The organism is uncultured Murdochiella sp., assembly GCF_902488755.1.
Lineage (GTDB): Bacteria > Bacillota > Clostridia > Tissierellales > Peptoniphilaceae > Murdochiella.
This window is the reverse complement of the sequence record NZ_CABTXF010000018.1, coordinates 1-23,026: the sequence shown is the minus strand read 5'-3', so window position 1 is coordinate 23,026 and position 23,026 is coordinate 1. Positions and strand designations below refer to the sequence as shown.

The window sequence follows — 23,026 nt, the reverse complement described above, 5'->3', positions numbered from 1 at the left end:
GTGTTGTCGTTACCGGTGTGGAAAGTTTCCACAAGCAATTGGATCAGGCAGAAGCCGGTGATAATATCGGTGCTTTGCTGCGTGGTGTTCAGCGCAATGAAATCGAGCGTGGACAGGTTTTGGCTGCCAAGAACTCGATTCATCCGCACACCAAGTTTGAAGGTCAGGTCTATGTGTTGACCAAGGATGAAGGTGGTCGTCATACCCCGTTCTTCTCGGGCTATCGTCCGCAGTTCTTCTTCCGCACGACCGACGTTACGGGCGACATCCAGCTGCCGGAAGGCACCGAAATGGTTATGCCTGGTGACAACGCTACCTTCACCATCACCCTCATCTCGCCGATCGCGATTGAGGAAGGTCTCCGTTTCGCTGTCCGTGAAGGCGGCCGCACGGTGGCATCTGGTGTTGTTTCCAAAGTCATCGAGTAATCGAAGAATACAATATAAAAACGCAGTTAACATAAGTAGCTGTGTAAACAAGTCCGGGGCGAATGCTCCGGGCTTGTTTTTTTGTGGGAATGGCGCATATGTAGAAAGAGCGTGATTAGTTGGATTCCTTTTTCGATAGACATCTGACTAAGGGGCTTTTTTTGAGCCATATAAAGTAGGACAGAGACAATATTCTCTTGACAGCGTGGTTAATCGGCTGTATATTAGACACATAGTTAGTTACTTGAGTAACTAACCAATTAAGAACAGAAAGGAGGAAAGAATGTACCTTGATGAAACCAATGGTGTTCCTCTGTTTCAACAAATCAGCGAGGGATTGGAAAACGCCATTTTAACCGGGGCATACAAAGAAGGCGACCAAATTCCGTCCACGACGGAATTAAGCGTCGGCTATCGCATCAACCCGGCGACAGCATTAAAGGGGGTTAATCTTCTGGTTGATGAAGGCATTCTTTACAAAAAAAGAGGGTTGGGCGTATTTGTAGCAGAAGGCGGTGTGGATCGGATTCGTCAAAAGCGCTTGGCTGAATTTCGAGAACATTTCGTTCATCCCTTGCAAAAGGAAGCCAAACGGCTCGGCATTTCCACCGAAGAGGTGATTGCCTGGCTACATAACGATTACGAATGACAACGGATAGGAGGAAAACGACGATGGGCTTAGAAGTAAGCGGGTTATCCAAGCGTTTCGGAAAATTGACGGCGTTGGATCACGTCAATGCACATTTGGAAAAAGGGAAAATCTACGGTCTTTTGGGGCGAAACGGTGCAGGAAAATCTACATTATTAAATATTTTGAATGGTCGTATGCAACCGACGGATGGTTCCTTTACCATTGACGGCGAGAAACCGGGCAATGACCGCGCGTTGCGAAAAATCTACATGGTAGGTCCGGACAATCTCTTCCCGGCAAAAAAACTGAAAGATATTCTCAAAAATACGGCCACGTTTTATCCGGGTTTTGCTCTGAACGAGGCACTGGCAGATCTGGATCGCTTCGGTCTTTCTCCAGAAAGTCGCTTTGATAAACTTTCTACCGGAAATAGTTCCCTTTTTAAGTCCGTGGTCGCGTTGCGCAGCGGAGCGGAATATCTCTTTTTAGATGAGCCGACGTTGGGTCATGATGCGGTCAATCGTGAGATGTTTTATGAGAATGTGCTGTCCGTATTTGCCGAGACACAGAGCTGTATCGTGCTCTCGTCCCATCTGATTTCGGAATTGGCGCCGCTTCTACAGGAGGTCATTTTTATTCAGAAGGGTAAGATTCTCATTCAGGAAGAGCTGGATGCCTTGATGGAGAAGTATCGTTTGCTCACCGCAACGACAGAGCAGGTTCAGAATCTTGTGCAGGCTCACCCGGAAATGACCGTCGTTCAAAAGCAAGAAGTGGGCGCGATGGCACAGTGGGTCGTAGAAAGCGATGCCTGGGCGGCGCTCAGCACGGCTTCTCTCGGAATTTCGGTGCAAAACGTGGATTTGCAGCGCCTCTTTATCGCACTGACAAAAGAGCATCCGGACACCGTAGCGAAGAATACGAGCCAAAAGCGATCCTTTTTTGGTCGGATCAAAAAAGATGAACAGCGATGAATAGGGGGGGGGTAGCATGAGACTGCAAGCGACAGGAAAATATATTGTTTGGGAAAATTGTAAGACACTGCTTTTTGTGGTGATGGGGCTGTTAGGCATAGGGATTTTTCTCTCCCTACTCACGAGCTTGTTCAACAACAACGTTCAACCCCGTGTTTCCGGTCTGGATATGTCGATTTTGCTGATGTTTATGGGGGTATGCTTGTTTACATTTAATAGAAAAATGGACTTCACCTTTCAGAACAGTCTTTCCGCTTCGGCAAGAGCTTGGGGTGTCTACCTGGGCTATATTGCCTTTGCCTTTGGCGCATTTATTTTGATTCTGATTTTGGTTCCTGTGTTCACGTTCGCGTTGAAAGCTTTTGCGGGGAACCCGAAAGACATTATGGTGTTTCCTCTCTATCAAGATGGCGTAAAGTGGGGAACGATTGCGGTCGTATTGATGCTCTTTCTCCTTATGGCGACGGTAACGATGCTGTTGGGGCTTTTACACTATCGTATGAAACCTCTGCAAATTGTTTTATTTTGGATCATCGTCTATTTTGTCATTACCTTGCTCGTCCAATCCGTCCTAACCATTTTTGGAGGAGTCGATTCGGGGAATGCGTTGGTGAGCTATATTATTGACGTTTTCCGCCGCCTCATACCGTGGCTGGCCGAGAAAACGAGTCATATGCTTCTTTTCGAAGCCGGAATCTTTGCTGTGTTGAGTTTGTTCAGCTGGATCGGTCTATACCGTTTGCAATTGCGTAAGCGGTAGACGGTTCGCCTTTTACAGGAAATTGCCCCGGGCGCGAAGGGGCAATCGGTTCGGGGCTGTGTGGAAACAGCCCCGATTGGTTATAATAGAAACGGAAGAAATAGAAAGGAGGATGGAATGAACACGAAAAAACAAATGGTTACGACCGGTTTGCTCCTGGGAGCGATTCTGTTCTGTGCCTGCCATGCGCCAAGCGGAGCGGGAAAATCCTCCGACGAGGTGGGGAACAGCAGCATCGTGAACAAGCTGTCTTCCAACGGTGCCCAACAAGAGAGTGCCTTCGGAACAGAAGAGAATCGTTCAGAGAGTAAGCCGATCGGCGAGAATCCTTCCGAAGACGTTCCCCGCATGGTGCAAATTGACGGAAAGTGCTATTGCGATACAGGCTTTGTTAACAGCGGGGTGACCTGCGGTACCGCCGACGGGAAGATCACGACAAGTGTGGGAGAGAAAGAGAAACCGACCAAGGATGGCGAGTCCAACTTCGGTACGGGCATGGAGTATCAGCGCTGGAATGAAACCGCCGTCTCGGTGAAAGAGAACGACAAATGGATTCTCTTTACGGATGAAAAGGTGGATGTTACGTCCATTCCGGATGGCGTTGCTACGTTTACCGCCAAGGTGCGTGAAGCGGAAGTCCTGCCGGATACGGAGGAAATACAACTGTTGGTGGACGTTTCGGAAGTGCCGGATCGCTTTATGCATCTACAAAAAACACTTTCACCCGCAGGAAAGCCGATTGCGGTGGTTATCGGAAAGGCGACCAATTTTTATCAGAATGAAAAATTGATCACGTTTGACCGTATTCAAAGCAAATCGGCGGACGAGTGGAAAGGGCAGAGCGCGCAGATTTGGTTTGATGGCACGGTAACGCACGACGATCCGGAGATGAGCTATCCGACAGCGCTGGGAACGGTGTATGGCTTGGGCTTTTCGGACAAATGATGCCGATGTCGTTTGACAAAAGCGCCTGTTCATGAAAAAAGGCGGACGTGGAGCGGACGTATGCGAGACAGCTTGCATGCGCAAAAGAAGATGAGGTAGATGGTTGACTATTTTATGGGGTAAGGTAAAGGAAGTGCTGCTCTCGGTGATACCGATTGTGCTCATCGTCTTGGTGCTTCATTTCACAATAGCACCTTTACCGACAAACCTATTGATTGCTTTTTTGTTGGGAGCGGTGCTGGTTGTTTTGGGTCTTACGGTATTTCTTTTCGGCATAGAGGAGGGACTTGAACCGATTGGTCAGTTTGCCGGTAGAGCCATTACACACACCGGAAGTTATCCCATCGTGATAACGGCAAGTCTTATTTTGGGGTTTTTCATTTCCTTTGCGGAACCGGATTTACACATTCTTGCGAAACAGGTGGATGCCGTAACAAGCGGTCTATTGAACCGATGGATATTGGTGATAGCTGTTTCGATCGGAATTGGCGTTATGATGACAGTGAGTATGCTGCGCATCCTCCATACAATTCGTGTACGCTATATTTTTGCCGGAGCGTATGGATTGATTCTTTTCCTTTCGCTTTTTTCATCAGGGGATTTTATGGCGATTGCTCGCAATGCCGGAGCGAAAGGGGGAACCATCCTCCACGGCCGTGGGACGGGCGCGCAGGTATCAGAAAAACTCTTCGGCATCGAAATTGAGCCGGAAAAGGAATTACTGCTGATTCTTGCTCCGGAGGATGTGGCAAATAGCGTAATTCTTGCTTTGGAAGAGGCATTATCGTTGGATCGTCCCGGCACAGGGATTCTCTATGTTGAGTCGGTCTCAGAGGTAAGGGGGTTGGTGTTAGAATGATAGCCAGTATTATTGTCGGCTCGCTAATCGGTGCGGTTGCCGCGCGCATTATGAATCATAAGAAACTGGGCTGCCTGATGAATGTGCTTGTCGGCTTGATTGGCGCATCCATTGGACAGGCATTATTCGGTTCTTGGGGACCGCAAGTTGCGGATATGGCAGTTGTACCGTCGGTGATTGGTGCCATGCTGTTGTTGCTCATTATTCCGGGGCGAAAGCGTTGATCGAAAAAACGCATTAGCCAGGGGCGCGCGAGTCCGCTGCCGTCAGGACTCCTGTGCTATCGTTATCGTGCGCGAATCCCACCGTCCGAAAGGAAATCAAGAGGCTTACATGACAAAAACGAGCATTCCACAGCGCCTGCAACGTTTGGCGCTGCTGTTAGAAGATAAGGGAATACAAAAATTAAGCAATGCACACGTGTTGGTCTTGGGATTGGGCGGCGTAGGCTCGTCCTGTGTGGAGGCGCTTGCTCGTGGCGGCATCGGTCATTTATCGCTTTTAGACGGAGATACCGTGGAGGAGAGTAATATCAATCGCCAGGCAATCGCGTTTACATCAACGGTGGGACGTGCAAAAACGGAAGTTATGCGGGAGATGGTGCTGGCCATCAATCCAGACTGTGACGTCGATGCGCGAAAACAGTTTTTGACGCGCGAGAACACAGCGGATGTGTTGGATTCTTTTGCCAAGCCGGGCGTGGTGCTGGATTGCATTGATACGGTTTCGCAGAAGCTCGAAATCGCCGAATGGTGCGCAAGTCGACAGATTCCGCTTTTATCCGCCATGGGCGCAGCAAATAAGCGTGATCCCATGGCGCTTCGTTTCGCCTATGTGGAGAATACATTCAATTGTCCGTTATCCAAAGTCATGCGTCGAGAATGTCGAAAACGAGGGCTTTCTCAAGTAGAGGTCATCTTTTCAACAGAAACGCCGATTATTCCGCGCTCGTCCTTTGCAGCGGATCTTCCGATGGCGAAACAGGTATCTTCTTTGACGGAGACATCGGGTAGTACGCCGTCATCGCAGACGTCGATTCCTTGCGCGTGCGAAATGCGCCCAACCAAGGCAGACACCCTCGGTTCCATGAGCTACATGCCGCCGATTATGGGGCAGATGATGGCTGGCAAAGTGATATGCCGTCTCGCCGGATTGGAGAAAATGCCCAATCCGCCGAAAAAACGGCAGAGAGAAGCGCGTCGAGACGAAAGGAAGCCTTTGCCGACGGCGGAATCAGCAAGACGCTTGATGACGCAAGACCCCTCTTTTCCGGTCGATGGCGGTTGTCTGAAAACCACGCCTTATCTGTTGGACACCCATGCCCATTGGGACTTTTTGCCTGCTAACAGCCGCTATTCTGTTGCGAGGCATCTTCGCGAAGAAAACATTCATTTGGTGGCACAAACCGTTCTGCCTTCTTCTTATTGGGCATTAAAACACGAAAGGGAAGAAGCGGAAAAAGCAGGATCGGATGTTTCCCAAATGCCGATTTTGTCGTTAGGTTTTCATCCTTGGTGGGTGGCTACGCCGGAGAAGAACAAAGAGGAGCTTGCTTTTTTTGCGAACGCTTTGTCCGAAACGCGTTTTATCGGCGAGGTGGGACTTGATTTCAGTGAAAAACGTCTGATGAACGCGCCTGTGGAAGAACAGCAGAATGTATTGCGCACCATCTTCCGACTTGTACGGAAAGAAGCTTTGCACCATGCTGTACCGTATGTTTTTTCTCTTCATGCTGTCCGCGCGCTAACGCCACTGCTTGATCTCTATGAAGAAGAACATCTTGTTTTGCCGAATGTTTTCCCCATCGTTCACCGTTTCGGGGGAACAAGCGATGACTTGACCAGACTCATCCGTATAGGAGGGCTTCTTTCCGTGCATCCGGCAATGCTGGAGACCAAGCGCGGTCGCGCCTATGTTAAGCAGATACCGGCAGATCGCTTGTTATTGGAAACCGACCTGCCGACAAAACCGACCTCTGAGGAAGAACCTTTTTTGGTACAAGTAAAAGAGTCGCTAAACGGAACCATTACGCGTCTTTCGTCGTTGCGTGGTGAGGATATGGCAGCAGTGATGCAGAACACACAGAATACACTATATGGTTTTGCGGAAGAACAAAAACCGTATACAAGATAGAGAGGAGGGCACATGTCCCGGTCAACACAGGATTCTTCGCAGAAAAGAAAAGTGGATGTGCCGAAGGAAGCGAAAGGTGGCGTGCAAACCGTCACAAGAACATACGCTACTGGCGAATTATTGCGCCGGTTTTTTCCGTATTTACTGCGTTATCGTGGCTTATTGATTTTTGATCTGTTTTGTGCGGCGCTGACGACGCTATGCGACATTGTACTTCCGCGTATCATGTACACGTTGACGAATACGGCAATGACCAATCCTGCGCAGATGACAGTCGGCTGGATCGGACAGCTTGCCTTGTTGTACATTGTTTTACGTCTGCTGGATGCCGCAGCATATTATTACATGTGTTCACAGGGACACATTATGGGCGTTTATATTGAAACGGACATGCGCATGGATGCCTTTCGCAAGCTGGAGACGCTCAGCGATGCGTACTACTCCAATACGAAAATAGGGCACATTATGGGACGTATCACGTCCGATCTCTTTGACGTAACCGAGTTCGCCCATCATTGCCCGGAAGAATTTTTCATCGCGGCAATTAAAATTGTCGTATCCTTCGTTATTCTGTCGTTTTCGTCATTGTCTCTGACGGTGCTTATCTTTGCTTGTATGCCGGTAATGCTTTTCGTTTCTATTCGCCTGAACCATCGCTTCCGGTCGGCAACGAAATCGCAGCGCGTGGAGCTTGGTAATCTCAATGCACGCATCGAAGACTCTTTATTGGGACAGCGCGTTGTGAAGGCGTTTACGTCCGAAGAAATTGAATTAAATAAGTTTGCCGAAGGTAACCAGCGCATGAAGGAAATCAAGAAAGAACGCTATCGAGCGATGGCGAATTTCAACATGTCTACGCGGTTATTTGATGGAATGATGTATTCTGTGACGCTTGCGGCTGGCGGACTCTTTTTGGTACAGGGAAAAATTACACCGGGAGATCTGGTCGCTTACGTGCTTTATGTGACGACGCTAATCGCAACGATTCGGCGTATTGTAGAATTTGCTGAGCAGTTTTCGATGGGTTTAACCGGCATCGAGCGTTTCTTTGAACTGATGGATACGCCGGCAGATATAGTTGACGCACCGGATGCAAAACCGTTGGTGGTGAACGGTGGAGAAATCGTGTTCGATCATGTCACCTTTGCCTATCCGGATGAAAACAATCGCGTGCTGCATGATCTATGTCTGACCATTCATCCCGGCGAAAATCTTGCTCTGGTGGGAGAGAGCGGCGGGGGAAAAACCACCCTGTCTTCGCTGATCCCTCGCTTTTACGATACGACATCGGGTAGCGTCAAAATTGATGGGCAGGATGTCAAGTCATTGCAACTAAAGAGTCTTCGTCAGAGTATAGGTATTGTACAGCAGGATGTGTATCTCTTTTCCGGCACGGTGGCGGATAATATAGCCTACGGAAGACCTTCTGCAACAGAGGAAGAAATTCAACATGCAGCGGAGTTAGCAGGAGCAAGTGCTTTTATTGGTCACCTTCCGCACGGTTATCAAACCTATGTCGGCGAAAGAGGGATCAAGTTATCCGGTGGACAGAAGCAGCGCATCGCCATCGCACGCGTTTTTTTGAAGAATCCGCCCATCCTGCTTTTGGATGAAGCCACCAGCGCCTTGGATAATGAAAGTGAAATGCTTATCGAAAAGAGCTTAGAAGATCTTTCTTCCGGGCGAACGACGCTTACCATTGCGCATCGCCTGACCACCATTCAACATGCGGACCGCATCGTTGTGTTGGGAAAAGACGGTATTGAGGAAGAGGGAACCCACACGCAACTGTTAGCCAAGAAAGGGACGTATTATCGCCTGTGGACGGGCGGCGAACGCAAAGCCAAAATGGGCGAATAAAGAGGAAGATTGACGCAGAGAATTTTGCTGTTGACAAGGATAACCAGTGAAAAGGAGCAGAATGTGCAAACAATAGCCATCATTACCGGTGCATCATCCGGGCTGGGTTGGGAATTTGCGACGCAGTTGGATGCCGGTGAGCGAGTAGATGCGTTCTGGTTGATTGCTCGACGAAAAGAACGGTTGGAAGCGCTGGCACAAACCTTAACGACCCCGGCGCGTATTTTTGCAGGCGATTTGACCGATTCCGCTTTTTTGGAGACGATTCGTCTCGCCTTAAGGACCGAGTCGGTGGCGATTCAAACGCTGGTGAATTCCGCCGGATTTGGTAAAATAGGAAGCGTTGAAGCGCTTGGGGAAGAGGAAAATGCGGCGATGATTTCGCTCAATGTTTTGGCGCTTTCACGCATCACCTCTATTTGTTTACCATACATGCAACGAGGTGGCAGCATTTTTCAATTGGCATCCGTTGCTGCGTTTTTACCGCAACCGGAGTTTGCTGTTTATGCCGCAACAAAAGCCTTTGTGCTGCGTTATTCGCGCGCGCTACATCGTGAACTGCAACCGCAAAAGATAACCGTGACTGCCGTATGTCCCAATCCGGTGGAAACGGAATTCTTTGTTCAGGCAGGGTCCCCCGGTGCGGTTTCCGCGATTAAGAAAATTGGCGTGGAACAAGCGCAAACGGTGGTAAAAACAGCGATTCGACGCGCAAAAAGAGGAAAGGATATTTCCCTTTCCAGTAGAGTAGCGAAAAGTATCCATGTTCTCAGCAAGATTCTTCCGCATGGCTTTGTGCTATGGGTGGAGAAACATATGGGCATGTACTGACTTACCCTGCTTTTCTGTCGTGTGGGCTTTTTCGCAGAAAAATAGGAAGTGCTTCTATAGAGGAGAGGAACGATTATGGAATCGATGGGAACGGTGCTGTACGAGTACGGTGACGGGCTCTACGTGAATATAACGAATAAATGCCCCTGTCGCTGTTCCTTTTGTGTACGGGAACAGATGGACGGCGTGGGCGATGCGGATTCGTTGTGGCTGAAACAGGAGCCCACGGCGGAGGAAGTGAAGGCCCTGCTTGCTCGGCGTGACCTTTCTGCGTATCGCGAGCTAGTTTTCTGTGGATATGGCGAGCCGACAGAACGTCTTGACGTGCTTCTTTCGGTGGCGCATTATGCCAAGGAAAAACGTTCCGATTTGCCGACTCGGATCAATACGAACGGTCTTGCGGATTTGCTTTATGGACGGGATACCACCGGCGACTTGACGGGTGTCGTGGATGACGTGTCGATTAGCTTGAATGCATCCAATGCTCAGAATTATGTTGAGTTATGCCATCCGCGATACGGTATGCGCTCTTTTGATGCTATTTTAGACTATGCCTACCGCGTAAAGAAATGTGTTTCGCACGTGACCTTATCTGTTGTGGAATTTGCTTTGTCTACCGAAGAAATTTCGATTTGCCGCGGTATTGCCAAACGGTTGGGTGTTGCTTTTCGCGTTCGCGAAGCAGAAACGGGGAAAAGATGACGATTCAGGAGTATTTAACGGCACAGAAGGATGTACCGTTTTCTTCTTTGCCTTTTCATGATGTGGACAATACGATATTGGCGGAGTTAGCCTACATCGATTATGAGGGCATTTTCCGTGAGGGGGAAGAGGCGCTGCCGCTTTCCGAGGTGGAACGGCGTTTCTTTGCGACGCATGATGCGGAAGAAATCGATAAAACGGCGAAGTTCTGTGACCGCGCGCCTCTGCTTTTACAGGAAATGGCGAAAGGATGCCGTTTTCGTGATATTTTGCTTTCGCATTACGTTACAGAAGTGGATACAGAGGAGACCAAACAGTTTTCGGCTTTGGTGTTCCAATTATCGGAAAAGGCCTGGTACATTGCCTACCGTGGAACGGATGCCACACTCAATGGCTGGAAGGAAAGTCTTTTGATGAGCTATCTTGAGGAGACCGGCGGATCAAAAGCTGCGGTGGATTACCTGAATCGTATAGGCAGTGAGCATTCCGGCGAATTGCTTGTCGGGGGACATTCCAAAGGCGGCTATTTTGCAATGTACGCTTCGATTTTTTGTCAACCGGAAATACAGGAGCGCATCATTGTCGTTTTCAATAATGACGGTCCGGGAATGCATGAAGGGATTATTTTTTCTCCGGAGTATCAGCGCATTCGTCCGCGGATGCGTAATATTGTTCCGGATTCTTCCCTCATCGGACAGCTTCTCTTCAATGAAGGAGAACACAAGGTAGTCAAAAGCGATGCGGAAGGCATATTTCAGCATGATGCCTTCAGTTGGTTAGTGGAAGGAACGGAGTTTTCGCAGACAAAACTCAGTCCGTTCAGTTTATTTATGCAGGCATCCCTGGGATGCTGGCTGGAAGAATTGGATGCGGAAAGTCGTGCGTCCATCATCGATACCATTTTTTCCCTATTAGAAACCACCGGATCAGAGACTTTTCCAGAAATGCGGGAGCAACGATTGAAAAACACGGAGACGGTGCTTAGGGGGCTTGTTCAGCTGCCGGAAGAGAAAAGACACGAATTGTTGAATGCTTTTCATTCTCTATTGGGAAGCGGACGGCGAACGGTGTTAAAGTCTCTGCTGCCATAGCGCGAAGAAGACAGGAAAGAGACTTGCGAAAGGAATAGAGGAGGTTTTATGAAGGTTAGTGCATCATCCTATCTGCTTTCCCAAAAGGACAAGTTGAAGGAAATTATTGCCATTTTGGCAAAAGAGTTTGCCTATGTATCCATTTTGGGCACGGATGTGGATGGCAAGGGGTATCTTGTTAGCACTTCAAAGTCCGCGATTGAGCCCTCTATGGATCAGGAGCGCGGCTTTGTTCTTCGCGTGTTCCAGAATACGGGCATCAGTGAATATTCTTTTAATGACGTAGATGTGGATCGCGTCGTCTCGCGCGTGCGGGAGATTGCCAAAAAAGACCGTGAACGATTTGCGCAAAAAGGCGTTTTGCCTTATGCCACCGCGCCGAGCGATGAGCCGGCAGAGCTGTTTTATTTAGGAGAAGCGCAGAATTTGCCGGAGGACGATGATGACGGCGCTATTTTAGCGCGTTTACAAAAAGCGCACGACGCCAATATGGGAACACGCAAGGAAGTTCCCTATTTACAGTTAGCGCTTTCTGTAACGCAGGTAAACAAGCTGTTTCTTTCCCTTCATCGCGATTTATATCAATCGTATGTGTATGCAAATGCAACGATTGTCGCCTTGGCGTCCGATGGGGAAAAACGAAAATCGGAATATAAAGGGTTATCTCTTTTAGGTGGATCGGAACTGTTGGATGAGATGGAAGCGCATGTGGCGACGGTATGCGATCATGCGGTGGAACTCCTCGGTGCAGAGCGTGTGGAAGCCGGAGAATACGATATTCTCTGCGATCCGGATTTTACCGGATTAATTGCGCATGAAGCTTTTGGTCATGGAACCGAAATGGATATGTTTGTGAAGCATCGTGCAAAGGGCGAAGAATACCTGAACAAACGTGTCGCGTCAGACGTTCTCGTCATGCACGACGGTGCCAGTGCTATTGATGAAGTATCGAGTTACGCTTTTGACGATGAGGGCAATTTTGCGCAAGATACAGTTATTATTGATCATGGCTTTTTCAAGAACGGTATGTGCGATGCGCTTTCCGCGCTTCAGCTTGGCGTTGCGCCAACCGGGAACGGAAAGCGGGAGAGTTACAAACGCAAGGCGTATACGCGTATGACCAACACGTTTTTTGAAGGCGGCAAGGATACCTTAGAGGACATGGTGGCTTCCATTTCGCATGGCTATTTGTTGGAAGGACTGGATTCTGGTATGGAGGATCCCAAAAACTGGGGTATCCAGTGTGTTGCTGCGAAAGCCCGCGAAATTCGTGATGGCAAGTTAACCGGAAAAATCGTCAGTCCCGTCTATCTGACAGGCTATGTTCCCGATCTTTTGCAATCCATCTCCATGGTCTCTCCTAAAGTGGAAATGAGCGGTACAGGCTATTGCGGAAAAGGCTGGAAAGAGTGGGTCAAGACATCCACCGGCGGGTCCTATATCAAGGCGCGCGGAAAATTGAGTTAGGAGAATCGTATGATCGAATCGATTTTGAATATCTTGCAGAAAAAAGAGCTTGCCGGCTGGATTCTCACGGAGGAACAGTCCGCCTCGACCGAGTTGTTTTTTGTGAAGAATAAGCTGGATCAGAACCGCCTTTGCGAGACCGCAGAAACCACGATAGAGGTTTTTGTTGACTTTGATGAAGCGGGTGAGGATGGAGTCGAACGCTATAAAGGAAAGGCGAAGGCGTTGATTTCTGCCGGCGATTCGGCAGAGGAAATAGAGAAACGCATTGATAATGCCATGGTTTCTGCGCGGTTCGTAAAAAACAAGTGGTATCCGATGGCAAATAATGAGGGGAAAGAGTCGCCGATGCCGACGACATTCCTATCTTCTAATACCGAGACATTAAAAACGCAGTATGATGCGCTCTATGAGGCATTGTTTACCGACTATGGTATGTCGTCTCAGGTTAATTCCGTAGAGCTGTTCGCCGTGGATGGTGTACGTCGTGTGATCACCTCTACCGGCACGGATGTCACCTATCCTGTGCATCGTTTTGTTTTTGAGCTGGTGACCGATGCGAAGGGCTCTTCCGAGAGTGTCGAAATCTTCAATGATTATTCTTTTGGTCTGCTGGATATCGAGCAAGTCCGGGAAGTCGTAAAAACGCAATTAGCCGATACAGAAGCACGTGCGGCTGCCGAGAAAGCGCCAAATCTGGAGAATATTAACATCATTCTGCGCGGCAGTGCCGTAGAGGATTTGTTGAAGATCTATGTGGTGCAGGCTTCCGACGAAGCCGTCTACAGTGGTTTTTCCCGTGCAAAGATGGGTGAGCGCTTTACGGGAGAGAATGCTCTGCAGCCACTCAATATTCGCATGGATCCTTCGCTTGATCATGCCGTTGGTAAAGCGCCCATTGATAAAGATGGTGTGCTGTTGCATCCCTATGCCCTCTATTCCGATTCGGTAGTGCAGAATCTTCGTTCTTCGCAACAGTTCAGTTCCTATATGAATCGGGAAAACATCGGTTCTCCCATACCTTTTGTTGTGGATGGCTCCGATACGTCGTATGATTCTTTTTTTGAAGAGGACTACTTGGAAATTTATGTTTTTTCCTCGTTTGTCGCTTCTCCGATCGAAGGAGACTTTGGCGGAGAATATCGCTTGGCAAAATTAGTACAAAATGGAAAGGCCACCTATATTACAGGCGGTTCCCTTTCCGAAAATCTCTTCGATGCGCAAGATCGTATGGTCTTCAGCAAAGAACAAGAAAAACATCAAAACTCCCTGACACCAAAAGCGATACTGATTCGGAAGAAATAACAGTTTTGAGCGTGTTCGTTATTCAGGATAGCGACGGGTTTTCCCGTCGCTTTTTTTTGGTGGTGCGCTATTGTGTAATATCGTAGTGGTGCGATGCAAAGCGGAGCGCCGCTGGAAATGACGTTGGCGGCGCGGTAGGAAGCGGAGCACCGCTGGAAATGACGTTGGCGGCGCGGTGAAAAGCGAGCGCCGCTGGAAATGACGTTGGCGGCGCGGTGGAAAGTGGAGCGCCGCTGGAAATGACGTTGGCGGCGCGGTGGAAAGTGGAGCGCCGCTGGAAATGACGTTGGCGGTGCGGTGAAAAGTGGAGCGCCGCTGGGAATGACGTTGGCGGTGCGGTGAAAAGTGGAGCGCCGCTGGAAATGACGTTGGCGGCGCGGTGGAAAGTGGAGCGCCGCTGGAAATGATGTTGGCGGCGCGGTGAAGAGCGGAGCGCCGCTGGAAATGATGTTGGCGGCGCGGAAATGCTTGTAACAATGTGAGCAACTACGGGTAAGACGAAAAAAAGCGGATACTTGGGTCGATTTTCGTTGCGTAACCCTGGCAAAATGGAAAAAACAGCGTTTGCCAGGGTCGGGCACGGCCTAAACACCCCTGGCAAAATAGAAAAAACCGTGTTTGCCAGGGTCGGGTACGCCCTAAACACCCCTGGCAAAGTAGAGAAAAGTGGATCTGCCAGGGTCGACATACCTTGTCGCCCCTTCTATTCTCCGCAAACGCTTCAACACGCTCATAGAGAGCAATATATCTTTTTCTATGTTATGAAAAGAAAACCACACCTTCACCATTAAGAGAAGAATCAAGGCGATGAAGGTGAAGTCATTACGATTAGATAACCGAAAAAAGTAACGTGCACATTATAGTAGAAGAGGTTCCTGTGGATAGAGTGCTATCCTACATCGGGTACGAAGAATTAGTGATAAATCATCTCTAAAAACAGCTCATGCAAGCGTGGGTCGTCCGTTAGTTCTGGATGGAAAGCGAGCCCTATTTGTGAAGCATAGCGCACGGCGACGATGCGATTAGAGACGGTGCAAAGAACCTCAACCGTCGGCGCGCCGTTTTTGTCATGCGCCACCTCAACCGCCGCCGCCGCATCACTACGCAAGTCAAGTGTCTTACTGTCTGCGTCATGCGATTCGCTTTGGTCGCTGTTTGAGAAGATTCTATGCGTAGGGATAGATGCAGTGTCTGGACGCCCTAAATCGTTCGAGTCCACTTTCAAATGCCCCAAATTGTTCGGATCCACTTCCGGATGCCCCAAGTCGCCCGCCTCCACTGTGGTAATATAGGGCGCACGAATGAAAACGAGTGGAAAGTCGGCAAGGGATCCGACATCGGCTGTTGTGGCGAAACTGGCAAGTTGTCTTCCGTAGGCGTTGCGGCGAACCATGACGGGAAGCGTTGCTAAATGGGTCGGCTCGCCACTTTCGAGATGCTGAGCTAACAGAATGAGCCCTGCACAAGTGGCAAGGACTGGCAAGCCGCATTGGATTTGATTGCGCAGGGGATGTAGCATATTCAGCTTTCGTAATAACCGTCCCTGTACAGTGCTTTCGCCTCCGGGAAGGACGATACCGTCAAGACCTTCCAGATCGGCACGTTGACGTACTTCGCGTACATCTGCGCCAAGACGGTGGAGCATCTTTTCGTGTTCGATAAAAGCGCCTTGCAGCGCCAACACACCGGTGGGCATTATTGACCTCGTTCTTCCATAATGATGGCGATTTCGCCGGCATTGATACCGACCATGGCTTCGCCTAAATCTTCCGAGATTTCCGCAATCAATTTTGCATCGGTAAAATTGGTAACGGCTTGTACAATGGCAGAAGCCCGTTTGGCAGGATTGCCGGACTTGAAGATACCGGATCCGACGAATACGCCTTCTGCACCAAGATGCATCATGAGCGCAGCATCAGCGGGGGTAGCGACTCCACCGGCAGCAAAATTGACTACCGGCAGTTTGGCATGATCATGGACATAGAGGACGAGATCGTAGGGAACCTGCATCGTCTTAGCCGCTTCAAAAAGCTCGTCTTTGCGCATGGCGGAAAGCTGGCGGATCTGCGCAGTTAGTTTACGCAGATGGCGAACAGCCTGTACAACGTCACCTGTTCCCGGCTCACCTTTTGTGCGAATCATGGAAGCGCCTTCGCTGATGCGGCGAAGTGCTTCACCTAAATCGCGCGCACCGCAGACGAAGGGCGCTTTGAATGCCGTTTTATCAATATGGTAAAGGTCATCTGCGGGCGAGAGTACCTCGGATTCATCTATATAATCAATATCAATGGCTTGAAGCACCTGTGCTTCGACAAAATGTCCGATTCGACATTTTGCCATTACTGGAATGCTGACAGCCTGCTGAATGCCGCGAATCATCTTGGGATCGCTCATACGGGAAACACCGCCGGCTGCACGAATATCTGCCGGAATGCGTTCCAATGCCATGACCGCACAGGCACCGGCTTCTTCCGCAATCTTTGCCTGTTCCGGCGTGGTGACATCCATGATGACACCCCCCTTAAGCATTTGCGCCAGACCGCGATTCAGTTCCTGTTGTGTTTTTTCCATATTCGCCTCCTATTAGTGTTTGTCTTTTTTCTGCAGAAATTGCGCAACATCTTGATACACTCGTAAATGATCTGTCTCTAACAAAATTTCGTGCGCCATGTTCGGATAGAAAATGCTTCGTACATTTTTTCCGGCAGAGAGATAATGCTCTTCGGTCTGTCGGACACCTTTGGTGTATTGTCCAACCGGATCTTTTTCACCGGCAATGAGAAGAATGCGTTTTGCACTGCAGTTGCGATACGTCTCCGCATGATTCAAACGAAGGACAATGTCCATTAATGTCTCATATCCTTCTTTTGTAAAGGGTTGACCACAGAGGGGATCCTCACGATAGCGACGCTGATTATCTAGGTCTACAGATAGCCAAGCGGTCGGACTTTCTCCGCGTTTGGTAAATGAACCGGTAATGAGCTTCTGTATTTTGGAAAGTGGCACGCCCGAAGGTTGTGTCAATAAGAGCAGTTTAATTAGATGTGCTAAAAAGCCGGGCGTTTGTCCGGTGCCACAGGCAATCAACACATCGACATCATAAAGCGATGCGTATATGCGGGCAAGGAAAGAGCCCATGCTATGTCCAAAGCATACGGTTTCGTTGTGTGCCGGAACACTCTTTCGTACGATGTCAATGTCTTTGAGCACCGTATCGGCGGAAACCATGTCGCCAAGGGGGTGCAGACGGCTGACACTTTTCCCGTGACCGAGATGGTCATGAATCAGTACATCGTAGCCTTGTGTAAAGAGAAATTCCGCAAAATCGTGATAGCGTTCCTTATGTTCCTGCATACCGTGCAAAATTTGAATCAATGTGCGCGAACAACTACTCTGTTCATCGGTTTCGTGCGCATAGTAAAGAACGTCAAGTGGCTGATGACAAGCGCTTTCGACGGTGTACTGCTTGGGTTGCATAATTCCTTCTTTCCGGGTTATGTATCGATGGCGTTTTGTCCATTTGTGCAGACGAAAAGGGCAATAGCCATATTATTTATTGGGGGAGACAGGCTTATTTTCTCTGTGTGTCGAGGCTTGGCAAATCGCGCGTCGCTACAATATTGGCAGACGTGCCAAAAAGGTGGGGAAGGATACACTGCCCACAAGATACGGGGGCTTCGATTTCCACCGCATTGATGAGTGACATGGCGTCGCGAATTTTCTCTTTGGGAATTTCCCGATCGGTTTTGACCGGCACAACGGGCAAGATACCGTTATGCACACGCACGGTAGAAGCGATATTGCGCATGGGGGCAGTCAGCTCCTGCTTTGCATATTGTTCACCACGTGGACAGCGATTGCCCGTCACGACAAGATTTCCGTTTTCCTGTTGAATGGCAAGCGTACAGCCCATGGGGCAGATGATGCAGACCATTTCTTTTTTTGTCATGCTTCCTCCTTGGCGACAAGGCGTAATGGAGAAACCGCCTGTGCGCGCTTGTCGTAGGGAACGTCTATGTGCGCCATTTCAGAGGGGATAAGCACATTGCGTTTGTACGTAGTCAGCAGCGTATCGCCGCTATATAGCGATAGTGTTACATTGCGCATTCGATGCGTGGGACGAAAGAATAGACGCACCGTTTCCTTCTCCTGCGCATCGATTCGGGAAGGCAAGAGATAGGAGATGCCTTCTCCGGCGGAAGTTGTCAGCGTTGCGGGAGCGAACGAACCATGGCGAATATAGTTTGCCGCATTTTTTCCGGCGTTTCGGCTTTCTTGCGTGACATAATCCACGATATCGTGGACATGCAAAACGTTGCCACAAGCGAAAATGCCGGGAACCGTGGTTTCCATGTGTGAAGACACTTCCGGTCCCTTTGTGCGCGGATGCAAAGCGAGTTGCGCCTGGCGCGAAAGCTCATTTTCAGGGATGAGACCGATGGAAAGAAGGAGTGTATCACAGGAAATATCACGTTCGGTTCCGGGAATTTCCTGCCACTTGTCGTCTACGGCACAAAGGGTCACGCCACTTACGCGATCTTTACCGTGTACCGCCTTCACTTTATGGTGAAGATAAAGCGGAATGTCGTAATCGTTAAGACATTGCGCAATATTGCGAGGAAGTCCGCTTGATTCCGGCGCAATTTCCACAACGCAAAGAACATTCGCGCCTTCCAGTGTGAGACGGCGTGCCATGATGAGACCAATGTCACCGGATCCATAGATGACGACTTCTTTACCCACCATGAGACCTTCCATATTGATGAGACGCTGTGCCGTTCCTGCTGTATACACGCCGGCAGGACGATAGCCGCCGAGTGCCACAGAGCCGGCGCTTCGTTCACGGCAGCCCATTGCCAGCACAATCGCTTTCGCCTGAATGGTCAACACGCCGGAAGCGTTCATAGCGACCACTTGTTTTTCCGGTGTGATTTCCACGACCATGGTCTGCAACACATAGGGAATTTGCAGCGCATTCACCTCTTCGATAAAGCGCTGGGCATATTCCGGCCCGGTGAGTTCTTCCTTAAATTCCTGTACGCCGAAGCCACTGTGAATACATTGATTGAGAATACCGCCGAGTTCCCGATCGCGCTCAATAATGAGCAGGGAATCGACACCGTTTTTCTTTGCTTCGATGGCAGCGGCAAGACCTGCAGGCCCACCGCCGATAATAACGAGATCAATGGTCTTCATGCAAAAGATCCTGTTCCTTTTCCTGCTGTTTGCGGTTTTCCATTTTAACGCATGGCAACTGGCTATCGTATGGGGAGGCATCGTCCGAATGATTCGGTTTGGATACAGTATTTTTGTTTTTTAAATGACCAACCAAAAGCGGTGATTCGCTGCTTTCTTTTTTCAGCGTGACGGGATCCACATTCCGCTCACGAGCTAAAATAGCCATAACACGAGGGGCACAAAATCCTCCCTGACAGCGTCCCATGCCGGCTCGAACACGACGTTTTACACCATCCAACGTGCAGGCTCCGCCGGGACGATGTATGGCATCGACGATTTCGCCTTCGGACACAGTTTCGCATCGGCAAATGATATTGCCATACAGCGGATTTTGGGCGATTTGTTCCGCTTTCTCCGCGGCAGTGAGCTCTGCCATGCGAACAAAGGCTTTTCGTCGAGGCTGAAAATCCGTTTTTTGTGGAGCGGCAAATCCATTTGCGTGCAAGAGACGATCCACTTCTTCGGCGATGGCGGGTGCAGAGACCAATCCCGGTGATTCGATACCTGCCGCATGAATGACCCCCGGCATGTGTTTCGAGGCATAAAGATGAAAATCACCGCTTTCCGGTTTTGCGCGCACGCCGGTAAAGACACGAATGGTTTGTCCAAGTGCCAGATTCGGCACGGATTTACAGGCAAGCGCATCAACGGCGCGTAAATCTTCCTCGTTAACGGTTGTATCGTGCTCATCGTCAACGACACTGGCGGTAGGTCCGACCAAGGTGCTACCGTCGTATGTAGGGGCAACCAACACGCCTTTTCCTTTTCTCGTCGGGGTCTGGAAAAGTACGGTATGAATGCGCTCTCCGTCCGTTTTATCCAACAGGCGATAGACTCCCTTTGTAGGACGCAGGCGGATTTCGGTATCGCCCGTCATAGCGGCGATGCGTGCAGAACCGAGTCCGGCGGCATTCACCACAAAGCGTGCTTTCTTGTCTCCAACATTGGTTTTTACCAGAAGATGGTCATCGTGACGTTCCATACCGATTACTTCGGTTTCCGTAAACAGCGACAGACCGTTTTCCATTGCGTTTTCAATCATGCCATACGTAAAATTGAATGGATCGACTACGCCGGAATTAGGGCAGTAGAGCGCTTTTTTCACCTTTGGGGAAACGCGCGGTTCCAGAGCCAATATCTCCGGCGGATCGAGCAGAGAAAGCGGCGAAACGCCGTTTTTCTGCCCCCGTTCCAGCAAAATCTGCAACTGGGCAATCTCTTCCTCATCAAATGCCAAAACCAATGAGCCAACTTGATGATATGTAAAACCTAATTCTTCACTAAGTTTTGCCATCATTTGGTTGCCCCGTACATTCATGGCCGCTTTTTTTGTTCCGGGAACACAATCAAATCCGCCATGGACAATTGCGGAATTGGCTTTGGTGGTTTCCTGACCGACCTCTATATTTTTCTCCAATAAGCCGACACGAATGGCATATCGTGAAAGCTGTCTTCCAATCGAACAGCCGACAATGCCACCGCCGATAATGAGTACATCAAACATCTTTTCTCCTCTATTTTTCTGCAGGGCGTACTATTGGCGTTCGGTTTCTTCGTAAAACTCGTTGAGAACAGCTTCTCGCAACTGTTCATAGTGGAGAAAGTCTTTCTCCCCGACGGCTTTGCCATCTAAATGGTTGGCGCGAAGGCAGAGATTGCTGGAACTAGTAACGAGTATTTCATCCGCCGAAGCTAATTCTTCCAGCGAAAACGGCTCTTCGCGATACGGTATGCCAAGCCGTTCACAAGCGAGAAGAAGATGGTGACGCGCAATGCCGGGCAGAATGAGGCAATCGGTCGGTGCAGTGTACAGTACGCCGTCACGCAGGATATGCACATTGCTGTGTGAACATTCGGTGACACGTCCGCCCGGACGGTAGAATACCGCTTCATGACAACCGGCATCTTTTGCTTTTTGTGCCGCCATCACAGAAGGAATCAGGTTTAAGGTTTTGATATTGCAGTGAAAAAAGCGTGTATCTTCGCAGGTGATGAGTGAGACGGGCTTTTTGCCATCGTTAATAGCTTGTGGCTTAATCATGACCCAAAGGTTTCCTTTTCCGGGGCTATAGGTATGGTTGCGCTCCGCTGTCCCACGCGTGACCTGGTAATAGACAAAGAGATCTTCATCGTCGAGCTTTTTTACCAAATCGTTTAGTAAAGAAGCAAAGGCTTCTTTATCCATAGGCATTTCCATATTGAGGGCCTTTGCATTGCGATAAAAGCGATCGATATGCTCCTTCAAGGCAAAAATATGCTGTTTATGGCATGGCCCTGCATCATAAACGCCGTCGCCAAACCAGCATACACGGTCATTCATAGGAATGGTGATGTTTTCGATGCGATCTACCTTTCCATTGTAATATCCCAGATTTTTCATTCGTCTCTCCTGCTCTCTTTTCACATTAGCTACAGTATAGACCGCCCCATCCGAATTGTAAAATCCAACGTTCGCTGTGCGTCATGGTGAGCAGGCGTTTAACGAAAATCAAGAGGTGTTTGTCCCCTGTTGTCGGTGCTTGCTATAATCGCTATTACAGGAGAAAGGAGAAGATTGCACATGAAAAAAGTATTACTTTTGTTGGCAGAAGGATTTGAAGAGGTCGAAGCGCTCACGCCTGCGGATTATCTGCGGCGTGCAGATGTAGAGGTGGATATCGTTTCTTTGACAGAAGAACACATGGTCACCGGCTCACATGGACTGGTTGTTTCGGCGGATACGGTTCTGGATGCCGTTGATATGGATTCGTATGATGGGGTGTATCTTCCCGGTGGAATGCCCGGATCGCTCAATCTGCGCGATGATGAGCGTGTGTTGGCGCTTGTGCGTCGCTTCGCAGGAGAGGGAAAGGTGGTAGCCGCAATCTGTGCAGCACCCATGGTATTGGAGAAAGCAGGCATTATCGCCAATAAGCGCGTGACGGGTTTTCCGGGAACGGTGGACAAGCTAAAAAACATCGGTTCGTATGACGCAAAAGCGGTTGTCGTGCAGGACGAAAATGTGTTCACAGGTCGCGGTGCTGCAGCGGCGGTCTATCTTTCCATCGCACTGATTTCGTTCCTCTGTGGAAAGGAAACCGCTTTGCATGTGAAGCAAGGTATTCAACAGGCTGCGGTGGAGTCGTATTACGGGTTTTCTTCGTAAGGGCAAACCGATTTTGCGCTGGCTTTTTTCTGCATTCGCCCCTTAAGACATAGAAACTGGCGTTTATTAAAAAAGAAAAACGGGGAAGGCATTTTTCGCGCCTTCCCTGTTTATCAGGTCATTATTTCTGTTTGTTCTTTGTTTTCCAAATCGATAGATCTTTTAGCGAAGCAGCGCTTTTGCTAAGGATGCAAGCGCTTCCTTTTTCTCGTCGTCATCCGGCGCTTCATAACAGGCTAAGCCGTCATCCATAAGGCAAAGTCCGCAAGAACGGGCATCATCCGTCCAGTCTTCCATCCATTGTCCGCTGTTCCACGAATAGGACCCAAAAAGAACAAGCGGTTTTTTACCGATTTCCGCTTTGAGATCGGTATAGAATGGCTCAAATTCAACTTCTTCCAGCTGTTCATCGCCCATTGCCGGACACCCTAACGCCAGCCGATCATAGGCAAGCGCATCAGCAAGGGAAACCTCGCTCACGCTTTTTACGTCCACCTCAGCATTTTCCTTTTTCAGCGCGTCTTCCAAAACATGAGCCATCGCTTCCGTGTTGCCGGTTCCGCTCCAATAAATAATTCCAATGCGCATTGTTTTCTCCTTTATTGCTATTCTTTGCTGCATTCGACTGTATACGAATGACTTGATGATAAACTGCCT

The 23,026-nt window shown here is 49.3% G+C and carries 24 protein-coding genes; 15 read left to right on the top strand and 9 right to left on the bottom strand.

Going from position 1 to position 23,026, the window contains the following annotated elements:
• From RDL68_RS03335 to RDL68_RS03270, 14 genes are all read left to right on the top strand, one after another.
• Positions 1 to 428: EF-Tu/IF-2/RF-3 family GTPase (locus RDL68_RS03335; protein ID WP_308540258.1), on the top strand; the 428-nt coding region annotated here is incomplete at its 5' end.
• Between the two features lie 283 nt (positions 429 to 711).
• Complete coding sequence (locus RDL68_RS03330; protein ID WP_308540257.1) at positions 712 to 1,077, top strand: GntR family transcriptional regulator; 366 nt, start codon at positions 712 to 714, stop codon at positions 1,075 to 1,077.
• A 23-nt stretch (positions 1,078 to 1,100) separates the two neighbouring features.
• Positions 1,101 to 2,033: an ABC transporter ATP-binding protein gene (locus RDL68_RS03325; protein ID WP_308540256.1), complete on the top strand. Its 933-nt coding sequence runs from the start codon at positions 1,101 to 1,103 to the stop codon at positions 2,031 to 2,033.
• 16 nt (positions 2,034 to 2,049) lie between these two features.
• On the top strand, positions 2,050 to 2,793 hold the full coding sequence (locus RDL68_RS03320; RefSeq protein ID WP_308540255.1) for a hypothetical protein: 744 nt from the start codon (positions 2,050 to 2,052) through the stop codon (positions 2,791 to 2,793).
• A gap of 117 nt (positions 2,794 to 2,910) precedes the next feature.
• On the top strand, positions 2,911 to 3,738 hold the full coding sequence (locus RDL68_RS03315; protein WP_308540254.1) for a hypothetical protein: 828 nt from the start codon (positions 2,911 to 2,913) through the stop codon (positions 3,736 to 3,738).
• 103 nt (positions 3,739 to 3,841) lie between these two features.
• Positions 3,842 to 4,597 carry a DUF1538 domain-containing protein gene (locus tag RDL68_RS03310; protein WP_308540253.1) on the top strand — a complete coding sequence of 252 codons (756 nt, stop codon included), beginning with the start codon at positions 3,842 to 3,844 and terminating at the stop codon, positions 4,595 to 4,597.
• Positions 4,594 to 4,821: a GlsB/YeaQ/YmgE family stress response membrane protein gene (locus tag RDL68_RS03305; RefSeq protein WP_308540252.1), complete on the top strand. Its 228-nt coding sequence runs from the start codon at positions 4,594 to 4,596 to the stop codon at positions 4,819 to 4,821. Before RDL68_RS03310 ends, RDL68_RS03305 begins: the two co-directional genes overlap by 4 nt.
• Positions 4,822 to 4,930: 109 nt before the next feature.
• Positions 4,931 to 6,730 carry a TatD family hydrolase gene (locus RDL68_RS03300; protein ID WP_308540251.1) on the top strand — a complete coding sequence of 600 codons (1,800 nt, stop codon included), beginning with the start codon at positions 4,931 to 4,933 and terminating at the stop codon, positions 6,728 to 6,730.
• Between the two features lie 12 nt (positions 6,731 to 6,742).
• Positions 6,743 to 8,590, top strand: coding sequence for an ABC transporter ATP-binding protein (locus RDL68_RS03295; protein WP_308540250.1), 1,848 nt, complete (start codon positions 6,743 to 6,745; stop codon positions 8,588 to 8,590).
• A 9-nt stretch (positions 8,591 to 8,599) separates the two neighbouring features.
• Positions 8,600 to 9,421 (top strand): SDR family NAD(P)-dependent oxidoreductase, encoded by an 822-nt coding sequence (locus RDL68_RS03290; RefSeq protein ID WP_308540249.1) that lies wholly within the window; start codon positions 8,600 to 8,602, stop codon positions 9,419 to 9,421.
• A 75-nt stretch (positions 9,422 to 9,496) separates the two neighbouring features.
• On the top strand, positions 9,497 to 10,123 hold the full coding sequence (locus tag RDL68_RS03285) for a TIGR04100 family radical SAM protein (RefSeq protein WP_308540248.1): 627 nt from the start codon (positions 9,497 to 9,499) through the stop codon (positions 10,121 to 10,123).
• Positions 10,120 to 11,214, top strand: coding sequence for an Mbeg1-like protein (locus RDL68_RS03280; RefSeq protein WP_308540247.1), 1,095 nt, complete (start codon positions 10,120 to 10,122; stop codon positions 11,212 to 11,214). The genes RDL68_RS03285 and RDL68_RS03280 overlap by 4 nt, the downstream gene beginning before the upstream one ends.
• 48 nt (positions 11,215 to 11,262) lie before the next feature.
• Positions 11,263 to 12,681 carry a TldD/PmbA family protein gene (locus tag RDL68_RS03275; RefSeq protein ID WP_308540246.1) on the top strand — a complete coding sequence of 473 codons (1,419 nt, stop codon included), beginning with the start codon at positions 11,263 to 11,265 and terminating at the stop codon, positions 12,679 to 12,681.
• A 9-nt stretch (positions 12,682 to 12,690) separates the two neighbouring features.
• The gene (locus RDL68_RS03270; RefSeq protein WP_308540245.1) at positions 12,691 to 13,986 is read left to right on the top strand and encodes a metallopeptidase TldD-related protein; all 1,296 of its coding nucleotides are present in this window, start codon (positions 12,691 to 12,693) and stop codon (positions 13,984 to 13,986) included.
• Between the two features lie 67 nt (positions 13,987 to 14,053).
• Here the strand turns inward: RDL68_RS03270 and RDL68_RS03265 are convergent, their stop codons facing one another.
• The 8 genes from RDL68_RS03265 to RDL68_RS03230 all read right to left on the bottom strand — a co-directional run bounded on the left by RDL68_RS03265 (position 14,054) and on the right by RDL68_RS03230 (position 21,604).
• Entirely contained in the window at positions 14,054 to 14,674 is a 621-nt protein-coding gene (locus RDL68_RS03265; RefSeq protein ID WP_308540244.1) for a hypothetical protein, read from the bottom strand.
• Positions 14,675 to 14,899: 225 nt separating this feature from the next.
• Positions 14,900 to 15,682: a pyridoxal 5'-phosphate synthase glutaminase subunit PdxT gene (pdxT, locus tag RDL68_RS03260; protein WP_308540243.1), complete on the bottom strand. Its 783-nt coding sequence runs from the start codon at positions 15,680 to 15,682 to the stop codon at positions 14,900 to 14,902.
• Complete coding sequence (gene pdxS, locus RDL68_RS03255; RefSeq protein ID WP_308540242.1) at positions 15,682 to 16,557, bottom strand: pyridoxal 5'-phosphate synthase lyase subunit PdxS; 876 nt, start codon at positions 16,555 to 16,557, stop codon at positions 15,682 to 15,684. Before pdxS ends, pdxT begins: the two co-directional genes overlap by 1 nt.
• A 12-nt stretch (positions 16,558 to 16,569) precedes the next feature.
• Positions 16,570 to 17,463, bottom strand: a complete 894-nt coding sequence (locus RDL68_RS03250) for an alpha/beta fold hydrolase (RefSeq protein ID WP_308540241.1) — start codon at positions 17,461 to 17,463, stop codon at positions 16,570 to 16,572.
• Between the two features lie 94 nt (positions 17,464 to 17,557).
• On the bottom strand, positions 17,558 to 17,935 hold the full coding sequence (locus tag RDL68_RS03245) for a DUF1667 domain-containing protein (protein WP_308540240.1): 378 nt from the start codon (positions 17,933 to 17,935) through the stop codon (positions 17,558 to 17,560).
• A complete protein-coding gene (locus RDL68_RS03240) occupies positions 17,932 to 19,182 on the bottom strand; it encodes an FAD-dependent oxidoreductase (protein WP_308540239.1) in 1,251 nt (416 codons plus the stop codon). The genes RDL68_RS03245 and RDL68_RS03240 overlap by 4 nt, the downstream gene beginning before the upstream one ends.
• Entirely contained in the window at positions 19,169 to 20,728 is a 1,560-nt protein-coding gene (locus tag RDL68_RS03235; protein ID WP_308540238.1) for an NAD(P)/FAD-dependent oxidoreductase, read from the bottom strand. The genes RDL68_RS03240 and RDL68_RS03235 overlap by 14 nt, the downstream gene beginning before the upstream one ends.
• 30 nt (positions 20,729 to 20,758) lie before the next feature.
• Positions 20,759 to 21,604 (bottom strand): aminotransferase class IV, encoded by an 846-nt coding sequence (locus RDL68_RS03230; protein WP_308540237.1) that lies wholly within the window; start codon positions 21,602 to 21,604, stop codon positions 20,759 to 20,761.
• A 180-nt stretch (positions 21,605 to 21,784) separates the two neighbouring features.
• Between RDL68_RS03230 and RDL68_RS03225 the strand changes: the two genes are divergently transcribed.
• The gene (locus RDL68_RS03225) at positions 21,785 to 22,369 is read left to right on the top strand and encodes a DJ-1 family glyoxalase III (RefSeq protein ID WP_308540236.1); all 585 of its coding nucleotides are present in this window, start codon (positions 21,785 to 21,787) and stop codon (positions 22,367 to 22,369) included.
• A gap of 162 nt (positions 22,370 to 22,531) precedes the next feature.
• Here RDL68_RS03225 and RDL68_RS03220 read toward each other — a convergent pair whose 3' ends face one another.
• The gene (locus RDL68_RS03220) at positions 22,532 to 22,957 is read right to left on the bottom strand and encodes a flavodoxin (RefSeq protein ID WP_308540235.1); all 426 of its coding nucleotides are present in this window, start codon (positions 22,955 to 22,957) and stop codon (positions 22,532 to 22,534) included.
• Positions 22,958 to 23,026: the final 69 nt, after the last annotated feature.

What these genes read in the sequence shown, in the direction of transcription:
- RDL68_RS03270 (WP_308540245.1), top strand. Translation starts at nt 12,691, where the DNA reads ATGATCGAATCGATTTTGAATATCTTGCAGAAAAAAGAGCTTGCCGGC.
- RDL68_RS03225 (WP_308540236.1), top strand. Translation starts at nt 21,785, where the DNA reads ATGAAAAAAGTATTACTTTTGTTGGCAGAAGGATTTGAAGAGGTCGAA.
- RDL68_RS03245 (WP_308540240.1), bottom strand. Translation starts at nt 17,935, where the DNA reads ATGACAAAAAAAGAAATGGTCTGCATCATCTGCCCCATGGGCTGTACG.
- RDL68_RS03300 (WP_308540251.1), top strand. Translation starts at nt 4,931, where the DNA reads ATGACAAAAACGAGCATTCCACAGCGCCTGCAACGTTTGGCGCTGCTG.
- pdxT (WP_308540243.1), bottom strand. Translation starts at nt 15,682, where the DNA reads ATGCCCACCGGTGTGTTGGCGCTGCAAGGCGCTTTTATCGAACACGAA.
- RDL68_RS03325 (WP_308540256.1), top strand. Translation starts at nt 1,101, where the DNA reads ATGGGCTTAGAAGTAAGCGGGTTATCCAAGCGTTTCGGAAAATTGACG.
- RDL68_RS03280 (WP_308540247.1), top strand. Translation starts at nt 10,120, where the DNA reads ATGACGATTCAGGAGTATTTAACGGCACAGAAGGATGTACCGTTTTCT.
- RDL68_RS03305 (WP_308540252.1), top strand. Translation starts at nt 4,594, where the DNA reads ATGATAGCCAGTATTATTGTCGGCTCGCTAATCGGTGCGGTTGCCGCG.
- RDL68_RS03220 (WP_308540235.1), bottom strand. Translation starts at nt 22,957, where the DNA reads ATGCGCATTGGAATTATTTATTGGAGCGGAACCGGCAACACGGAAGCG.
- RDL68_RS03230 (WP_308540237.1), bottom strand. Translation starts at nt 21,604, where the DNA reads ATGAAAAATCTGGGATATTACAATGGAAAGGTAGATCGCATCGAAAAC.
- RDL68_RS03320 (WP_308540255.1), top strand. Translation starts at nt 2,050, where the DNA reads ATGAGACTGCAAGCGACAGGAAAATATATTGTTTGGGAAAATTGTAAG.
- RDL68_RS03295 (WP_308540250.1), top strand. Translation starts at nt 6,743, where the DNA reads ATGTCCCGGTCAACACAGGATTCTTCGCAGAAAAGAAAAGTGGATGTG.
- RDL68_RS03330 (WP_308540257.1), top strand. Translation starts at nt 712, where the DNA reads ATGTACCTTGATGAAACCAATGGTGTTCCTCTGTTTCAACAAATCAGC.
- RDL68_RS03275 (WP_308540246.1), top strand. Translation starts at nt 11,263, where the DNA reads ATGAAGGTTAGTGCATCATCCTATCTGCTTTCCCAAAAGGACAAGTTG.
- RDL68_RS03250 (WP_308540241.1), bottom strand. Translation starts at nt 17,463, where the DNA reads ATGCAACCCAAGCAGTACACCGTCGAAAGCGCTTGTCATCAGCCACTT.
- RDL68_RS03315 (WP_308540254.1), top strand. Translation starts at nt 2,911, where the DNA reads ATGAACACGAAAAAACAAATGGTTACGACCGGTTTGCTCCTGGGAGCG.
- RDL68_RS03265 (WP_308540244.1), bottom strand. Translation starts at nt 14,674, where the DNA reads ATGTCGACCCTGGCAGATCCACTTTTCTCTACTTTGCCAGGGGTGTTT.
- RDL68_RS03240 (WP_308540239.1), bottom strand. Translation starts at nt 19,182, where the DNA reads ATGAAGACCATTGATCTCGTTATTATCGGCGGTGGGCCTGCAGGTCTT.
- pdxS (WP_308540242.1), bottom strand. Translation starts at nt 16,557, where the DNA reads ATGGAAAAAACACAACAGGAACTGAATCGCGGTCTGGCGCAAATGCTT.
- RDL68_RS03235 (WP_308540238.1), bottom strand. Translation starts at nt 20,728, where the DNA reads ATGTTTGATGTACTCATTATCGGCGGTGGCATTGTCGGCTGTTCGATT.
- RDL68_RS03285 (WP_308540248.1), top strand. Translation starts at nt 9,497, where the DNA reads ATGGAATCGATGGGAACGGTGCTGTACGAGTACGGTGACGGGCTCTAC.